The organism is Sulfitobacter dubius, assembly GCF_027214245.1.
GTDB classification, from domain to species: Bacteria; Pseudomonadota; Alphaproteobacteria; order Rhodobacterales; family Rhodobacteraceae; genus Sulfitobacter; species Sulfitobacter dubius_A.
Window position 1 is genome coordinate 1 of sequence record NZ_JAPWHM010000018.1, and the last position, 7895, is coordinate 7895.

Annotated in this window: 6 protein-coding genes; all 6 read left to right on the forward strand. The window is 55.1% G+C overall.

Annotated elements, in window-relative coordinates; translation table 11 throughout:
* The first annotated feature begins 201 nt into the window (after window positions 1-201).
* The 6 genes from O4H31_RS19270 to O4H31_RS19295 all read left to right on the forward strand — a co-directional run bounded on the left by O4H31_RS19270 (window position 202) and on the right by O4H31_RS19295 (window position 7053).
* The gene (locus O4H31_RS19270; RefSeq protein WP_269348150.1) at window positions 202-606 is read left to right on the forward strand and encodes a hypothetical protein; all 405 of its coding nucleotides are present in this window, start codon (window positions 202-204) and stop codon (window positions 604-606) included.
* 76 nt (window positions 607-682) lie between these two features.
* On the forward strand, window positions 683-1126 hold the full coding sequence (locus O4H31_RS19275) for a hypothetical protein (protein WP_269348151.1): 444 nt from the start codon (window positions 683-685) through the stop codon (window positions 1124-1126).
* Window positions 1127-1318: 192 nt separating this feature from the next.
* A complete protein-coding gene (locus O4H31_RS19280; protein ID WP_269348152.1) occupies window positions 1319-1990 on the forward strand; it encodes a hypothetical protein in 672 nt (223 codons plus the stop codon).
* Window positions 1990-4212: a transposase gene (locus O4H31_RS19285; RefSeq protein WP_269348153.1), complete on the forward strand. Its 2223-nt coding sequence runs from the start codon at window positions 1990-1992 to the stop codon at window positions 4210-4212. The genes O4H31_RS19280 and O4H31_RS19285 overlap by 1 nt, the downstream gene beginning before the upstream one ends.
* Window positions 4212-5150 (forward strand): TniB family NTP-binding protein, encoded by a 939-nt coding sequence (locus O4H31_RS19290; RefSeq protein WP_269348154.1) that lies wholly within the window; start codon window positions 4212-4214, stop codon window positions 5148-5150. The genes O4H31_RS19285 and O4H31_RS19290 overlap by 1 nt, the downstream gene beginning before the upstream one ends.
* Before the next feature lie 55 nt (window positions 5151-5205).
* The gene (locus tag O4H31_RS19295; protein ID WP_269348155.1) at window positions 5206-7053 is read left to right on the forward strand and encodes a TniQ family protein; all 1848 of its coding nucleotides are present in this window, start codon (window positions 5206-5208) and stop codon (window positions 7051-7053) included.
* Window positions 7054-7895: the final 842 nt, after the last annotated feature.

The following is a 7895-nucleotide window of genomic DNA, read 5'->3' on the forward strand; positions in this document are numbered from 1 at the left end:
GGGAAGTGTGTTCACATGGGTCAGTTCTCAGTGACAATTTATGGGGCTACCGGGTCAGTTCTCAGTGACAATCAACATTTCGTGCCCCTCAGAACTGGCCAATCTTTTGTTTGAGCGATGAAATAAATGCCCAGGAAGAGGAGGCCTGGGCGATCTTGAAGCTGCCGCATTGGTGCAGCGTAGACAAAAAGAGCAACGTCGATGTTCGACAATTTGCCCACCGAAGTCCCTGACGAGCCAATGTCACTTGCGCGATGTCTTTTCTTTGATCACGGCCACGAGCTGGCTGAAGCTGCTGCGATGCTGGGAGGGGCATCTGCCGAAGCGAAGGTCGTATCATGCGCCCTAAAACTTCCAGAAGCGAGTAAGATTACATCTGCGATCCGGCCGGACTTAGTTTTCCTCCACAACCTTCTTTCGCTTGATCTCACGGGTGACCCGGAATGTCCGGAGGCCGCGCTTTTCAATGCAATAGATCCAGCTTCTCGAGAGGTCGATATGATCTGTCATCTGACCGAAATGCTCACCGACATCCTCGTTGCTAACGAAGCCTCAAATTGGGTTCGGGACAAAAGCTGCTCGGCGCTGATGGCCGCCGCAGATTGAAAACACGCTCGGTCCCTTGGCGGGGATCGAGACTTGACGCACGACCATACCGTTCGTGCAAGGAAAGAGGTTTCCAATGAAGACATCAATCATGCGCGACGACTCGATCGAGAACTTTGCCACCACAGCGGTTCGCTTGGGCCGGCAACTTCAGCAGGAAGCGCATTCCATCTTTCTCGGCGGGAGCAGTCGAGAGTTCCAGTTTGTGAATGGGACTTTTCGTCGCTTGGCCGAACGCGACCCCTTCGACCCTCGTGACGAAGCCTCGTTCGAAGCGATCCGAGGTATTTTGGAGGTCGACCTCAAGTCTGAGATTGAGGGCACCGAGCGGCGTTTTTTTGAAAGCCACTATGACGAGGACGGCCAGCACGGTGAAATCCGAGATTGCCCAATCTACAGCAAGCGTGGTGAAGCCCTTCTCGCTGTGAAGCGAACATTTGATAGCTTCCTCCATGCTCGCGCCGAGACGCTCGACAGGATCGCAGCAGAGCGCGCTCTTCTCCGCCTTCTTACTTCTTAGGGTCAGGCCCCGTTCAGTCACCTGACGACGCAACGCTCAGATCACACCCGGCGCTACGCCTCAGATTGAAAATAAAAGAATCAATTTCGAACAGTTGCTTACAAGATTTTTCCTGGAAATCGCTCCTGCTCTGACCGAAAGATTCAAATTTCCCGGCTCGAACAGCAACCATGTTTGAAGAGGACAATCCGTATGCACGAGACATCAACCGGCACCTTTATTCTTCCGCGGGCGTCAAAGGCGATCCGTCGGGTGACGATGGGTGTAAAACAGCACTTCACCGGCAGCCTGATCATCGGTGAGGGCGAGGGCCAGGTCATTGAATTTGAGAGCCACACCGAGATGAAAACTGCGCTGGTGATGCTCGCACGCCAGGAGGTCATGGACGTCGAAAACCAAATCCCATTCTCATGGATCGACGAGACTGGGATATCCCGGACCCATTTCTTCGACTTCCGGCTTTCAATGCGTGACGGCACACGGGCCGCACTGATCGTAAAGAACAGCCGGAAGGCAGCGAAACAAGATTTCATTGCAGAAACGCGCTGCCTCGCAAGCCAGGTCACACCGGATTTCGCAAACCGCGTATCACTCATCACTGAAAATCACCTCGATCCGATCGAAGTGCATAACGCGGAGCTGATCCATAGCGTCCGGTTGCCTGATCCAAAACCTGATGCAGCAGTCCGCAAAGTAATTGCGCAGTTGGATGGCGCGATGACGATCAAAGACCTTGCGACTGCCACTGCACCTTTTGGCCAAGGCTTCTTCGCAGTGGTCCGGATGATCGGGAAGCATGAACTCGAGCTTGTGAACCGTGAGCGCATTGAGCCCGAAGTTCTCGTTCGTCGGAAGTTCAACTGATGCTTGATTACGCTCCAAGCCCGCAAACACAACGTTTCTCTTTCGAGAAACACGACAAAGTCACCATCGGCGACATCGCTTATCGTCCAGTTGATGCATCGGATGCAGGGCATGTCTTCGTCCGCCTTGACGGTGAAGGCGTCGCGGAGTCTTTCACCCGAACGGAAATGGCCCGCTTAGTGGATCTCGGTCATGTTAAACATGAGCCTGAGGCACTACTTCCCGAAAGCGCCAAGGCTCGGCTCGCTGACCCGAATGAACTTCTTTCTATGCTGCCTGCGTCACAGCACTTGCGCGCGCGAGGCAAGGAAGAGGTGGTCTTGGCTTTCCTCCACCTGGAGAAGGAGAAGAAGGTCGGTCGGACTGACGCACACATCAAAGGCATGAAATACACGATCATTGGTCTGGCGACCGAGATGCTCAAGGCCAAAAGTCATTACGAGGAAATTGATCGGCCCAAAGACACTGTTTCCATTCCTAAATTTAGCGCCCGGACTCTACGCCGTTGGTTAACAGCCTACGAACAACTCGGGATCTCTGGTCTGTTCGATGGTTCATCCAAGCAAGGCAACTACAGTCGCCGACTGTGCCCGCGAACCCTGGTAATATTGGCGAATTGCGTCCGTGGCTACATGACTGCGGAGCGTAAGACGCAGGCTGCAATCTACGACGATGTAAAACGGGCTTTTGCAAAGGAGAACGTGAGCCGCCGAGCGGAGGGCCGTCCAGAATTCGTGCGTCCTTCGAAGGAAACGGTGCGTCTCGCGATTAAGGCACTCGACCCCTATCAATGCGATGTCGCTCGGCACGGCTTGGAGTATGCGCGGCGTAAGCATGCTCCAGTCGGGGTTGGCCTGACCCTTACCCGGCCTCTTCAGCGTGTCGAGTTGGATACCTGGAAAGTTGATCTGATCTCACTGTTAGCTGATTCAGGCCTCCTCAATTTTCTCAGTGACGAGGAGAAGAAAGAACTTGGTCTAACTGGGAAGAAAAAACGTTGGTGGCTCACAGTCGCCATGTGCGCAACGACCCGTTGCATCCTCGCGATGCGCTTGTCACGCGCGCCTTCCGGGCAAGCGACCATACAGACCCTCGACATGATGATGCAAGACAAAGGGGTTTGGTCTGATGCTGTCGGCTCGCTGTCGCCTTGGCATATGCGCGGACACACGCCATTCATCTACACTGATTGCGGCTCTGAATACATCTCCTACGACGTGCGGGTAGCGGCAAACGATCTCGGTATAAACCTAACCCATGCACCTGCGGGGCTTCCGGAAATGCGCGGTCGGGTTGAACGGTTCTTTAAGACCATGTCAATTCATCTGATGCCCCGCCTCACGGGGCGCACATTCGGCAACATGATCGAGCGGGGCGATTATGACTCGAAAGGCCGTGCCGCTCTGACAGTTGATGACCTCTGCGCTGTGTTTACCCGTTGGGTCGTCGATATCTACCACCGGATGCCTCACGCCGGCCTCGACAGTGAAACCCCTTTCGCTTGTTGGGATCGCCTGGTTGAGCAACATGGCGTTGCCCCGGCAGCCGATTTACCGCGACGACGTATAGCGTTCGGAACCCGGATGACACAGGTCGTAGGCGAGGGTGGCATAACCATTCTGGGGGTCCGGTATCATTCCGAGGTGCTCGCACGAAAGATGCTTGGGCGTCGGAAACGGGATGTGAATCTTCGCTGGTATAGCGAAGATATTGGGGCGATCGCCGTCGAAGTTGATGGCGAGTGGATCGAAGTTCCGTCTGTTTTCCGTCGCTTTGATGGGGTGCGCGCGCAAGCATACATCTCTGCGCGCCGGTCGTTGCGAGCCCGGTTCAAGCATGAGGCGATCATTCAAGAGAGCGTAGTCTTCCAGGCGATCGACGATATCGAGACCATAAATGGTGATGCGATGCGCCGGGTCAAACTTCTGGCTGAGGACTGGAGCGTGGAACGGCTACGTCGCGAGGAGGATAACCTCTTCATCGGGTTCCAGGTCGAACCCGATCAAACGCCTGCATATCGGCAGAAACCGGACCAGAGCTATGGGGAGGATCTTATGACCCCCGATGCCAATCCTCACGGAGGCGTGCCCACAAATTCTAAAAAATCGGCTGTTTCCGTTTCCGATACAAATCATTCGGACGAATTTTCGGGCTGTTCCGAGAGCCATTCACATTCGGATGGCGATGCGGACGGCCAAGATTTCGAATTCGAGGATAAATGATGACCACTGAAACCCAACGCTCCACCGAGGAGATCCGCGCTGCCATCTCGGGTATCCGCGGAACCTATATTGCCACCAAACGCGATAGCGATTTCGCAGAGGCATTTGACCGGCTGATTTCACTGAACCAGGAGACCGAAGCCGCCGAACCGATAAAGTTCACATCAACGGGAGAGACCCGGGGGATCATTGTCGTCGATGGGGCAGGTGGAGGTAAGACCTCGCTCGTGCAGCGCGGCCTTACCATGCATCCGGGCCTGAAGGCCACGGAGACAACAAAGCCAGTAGTCAGCATTACTGTGCCCAATCCTGCGACGTTGAAGAGCGTAGCACAGGCTGCCCTGAAGGCGACTGGCTATACCGGGGGAGAGAAGAAACGAACTACATGGGAGCAATTTGAACTCTTGCGGGCGCGGTTCAAGATGCTGGGGACCGTCGTCTTCTGGATCGATGAGGCACATGATCTCTTCCCTCATGGGTCGAAGTCAGAGGCCCCGCATATCCTCAAGACTTTCAAATCCCTCATGCAGGGAGATGGGGCAGTGATCGTGATCCTTTCGGGCGTCGAGAGCCTTTGGGACAGCATCTCTTTCGACCATCAGGTGCAACGGCGCTACTCGAAGTTCGAGCTGCCTCCCGTAGTAGCCGCTACGGATTCCAAGCTGATCTGGAAGCTTCTGGTCAGTTTCTGCAATCGTGTCGGGCTCGAGCCACCTCAAGGCGCCGATCTGGTCAACCGCATCTTCCATGCAAGCCGGCAGCGCTTTGGCCTGTGCATTGAGCAGATGATCAGTGCCATTGAGATAGCGCTGCTGCGCGGGGATGCCAAGCTGGACGCCAAGCATTTTGCGGACGCCTTCTTCGCACAGGAAGCCTGTTCCATAGCCGACAACGTCTTTCTTTCGCCCCGGTGGTCGTCGCTCAAACTGATTGCTTAGCCGGTCAGCGAGGCCCCGCATCGCTAAAACTTCGTCCAACTCAGAGGCATCAAACATGTCCGCGCTGTTTCCATATCTACCTTTCGATCCAGAAGAGACACCGATCTCTTTCGCAACTCGCCTGGCAGGCCTGCACATTGGCTCCTCACTTGCGCCTTTCCTCCGCGACATAGAGGTGAAGGCCGGCGGCTTGCTGGCCGGCAGTGACCTCGCCTTGAATCGTCTGGCAAACATGGCAGGCATCGACGTGGCGGATCTTCGCATCAACTCTGCACGTAGCTTGGGGAACCGCCGGTTTGATCTTCGGGGGAACCGGCTCAGCGCGGAATTTTTTGCCAGCCCTTACACAGTCTTTTGCCCTGCCTGCCTGCGTGAAGATGACAAATCGGGCGGTAATCCGGCTTTGGTGCGCCGAGGCCGACTGTTTTGGACACTTCGCCCGGTGCGAACCTGCCCGGTGCATGGTCTTGAGCTCTCTCGCCGAAAGAAGGCCGCGTGGGATGACGCGTTTCACCAGATGGCTCTTCGGGTTCCTGAATGCGCTGATGCTTTGGATGAGCTGGTGGACGGTGCTTCGCAGCGATCTCCGTCTGCGTTGCAAGGCTATGCCATAGCGCGCCTTGAGGGAGCTACAGGTCCATCATGGCTCGACAGTCAGACACTTGAGCAGGCTGTTCGCGCGACAGAAATGCTCGGTTTGCTCCTCGAGTTCGGATCAAACACAAAGCCAGGTGATCTCGCGGAAAGTCATTGGGATTTGGCTGGCCGCACCGGATTTGAAGTCACTTCCAACGGAGAGGAAGGCATACGCGACGCGCTGCGCGACATTCAGAAGGAATTTCTGAAACAGGGGAGTAAGCCTGATCGCGGGAACGTCCTCGGAGCGCCATACCGATGGCTGGCATCGCCAAAGAACAAGAAGGACCCTGGTGAGATCAAGCGTATCATGCGGGAGCACATCTTCGCTGAAATGGAGATATCCGCTGGCGTTTCGATCCTCGGCGAGAAGCTGAGCGAGCGTCGGCTCCACAGCGTGGAGTCGCTCGCGTCGGAGTCACGCCTTGATCCGCGGACGCTTCGGAATGTCCTTGCCGCTGAGGGCTTGGTGCCGGTTGAGAAAAACGGCGTCGGCTACCATGTTTTCGATGCCGTCGCTGGGCGTAAAGTGGCGTCGTCTATCCAGCGTTCTACGAAGATGAAATCGCTGCCGAAAGTGTTGAACTGCACCCGACCCCAAGCGGGGCAGCTGGTCGACGAAGGCATGCTTGATCCGATCGTGGATGGACGTCGCCAAGCGGCCGGGCGAACTCGGAAGGCCATCGACGATCAGGATATCGCCAAATTCCTGACAGCGCTGCGTATTTGCGAACGGCCCGTGGACAAGGCACCTGAACAGTTAGTCTCAATCTCGAAGGCTGCTGAGAAGGCGAAGCTTTCCTGCATCGAAATCGTGCATCTCGTGCTCGGCGGTTTCCTGAAAAGCGTGATGCGTCTTGGTGATGTCGAAGGCTATGCCGCAATCCTCGTCGATCCAGCCGAAATCCGATCAGCGAAGGCCCAGCACCTACCCGGTATCTCCGCCTCAGACGCATTCGCACGCTTGAAACTGCCGAAGTCCACGGGCTGGGAGTTGGCCAACCGAGAGGAGGGCCCTCGACTTCAGCCAATTGTCATTGATGGCCCGAGCGGGCTGCACCGCTTCTTCCGTTTCTGCGAAAAGAAAGTCGCGGCATTCGCGGCCGAATATACGACCGAAATCCGTGTCGCCAATGCGAACGACATTGAGAAACGGGACGTAGTAATGCGGCTCAAAAAGCGGGGCGTGCGGCCGGTCCTCGGACAGGGCGAAATCGGCCTTGATGTTTATGGGTCAGCGGATATCCCGACGTTCGAACCGGCATAACTGTTGGCCGCGCTGCGGCGCATCAAGAAGAAGCGAAGCAAAGAAATGCTAACCAGATCGGCCGCCCCATGGGCGGCCATTTTTCGTTTGCCGCAATCAAACCCACACCCTATGTTTTTAGCAAGAGGCCAAAGTGTTTTGAAATTTCTCGATCGTATCCGATGGTCAGGAATTGACGGTCAAAAGGACAAATTGGCAAATTCTGGCTATTTGGCTCATCTAAATATCAATGACTTAGACTTGTCTCATGGACATTTTTTGGTGGTCGCTACAAGTGTATCGGGACGGGCGTAGTTATGCCAAAACCCCCATTTTGGTTTGCCACAAAGCGGGGCAAGTTTTGCTACGTTGGCTTAAAGCACTGAATAAAAATGATTTTGGCCGAATGAAATATTTTGGCCAAAGTTTACGAAATGACTTTGGATGCCAGCGCTCGGGCATGAAATTCTGAAGAATCCGCACTGTCTGTCGATCCCAATCGGCGACAAGCGGGTCAGTTGGCTGCCGCACGTCAACGTCGCAGTCTCAAAAGCAGTCAAATTGTAGTTCTCGAAGCTGTTGTGTTCTCGCTTCTTGCGCGGTCCTCATAATGAGACCGCGCAAAAAGCGAGAACACTGCCGGCATGAGACATTAAGAGTGTGGATAGCAACTTGGCAAAGCGAAGGCTTCAGGCGGATAATATGACATGATTACGAGGTAGGTCGTGACCTGCTCCCCTGAAATGTCCTCGATTTGAGGTTAGCCTGTTCTCCAATTGAGGAGACAAAAGATGAAGAGAAGCCGTTTCAGCGAAGAACAGATTATTGGCATCCTGAAGGAGCACCAGGCAGGGCTCGGCGCG

Excerpts from the sequence above, each read along its gene's own strand:
- O4H31_RS19270 (WP_269348150.1), top strand. The coding sequence starts at position 202 with ATGTTCGACAATTTGCCCACCGAAGTCCCTGACGAGCCAATGTCACTT.
- O4H31_RS19290 (WP_269348154.1), top strand. The coding sequence starts at position 4,212 with ATGACCACTGAAACCCAACGCTCCACCGAGGAGATCCGCGCTGCCATC.
- O4H31_RS19280 (WP_269348152.1), top strand. The coding sequence starts at position 1,319 with ATGCACGAGACATCAACCGGCACCTTTATTCTTCCGCGGGCGTCAAAG.
- O4H31_RS19285 (WP_269348153.1), top strand. The coding sequence starts at position 1,990 with ATGCTTGATTACGCTCCAAGCCCGCAAACACAACGTTTCTCTTTCGAG.
- O4H31_RS19295 (WP_269348155.1), top strand. The coding sequence starts at position 5,206 with ATGTCCGCGCTGTTTCCATATCTACCTTTCGATCCAGAAGAGACACCG.
- O4H31_RS19275 (WP_269348151.1), top strand. The coding sequence starts at position 683 with ATGAAGACATCAATCATGCGCGACGACTCGATCGAGAACTTTGCCACC.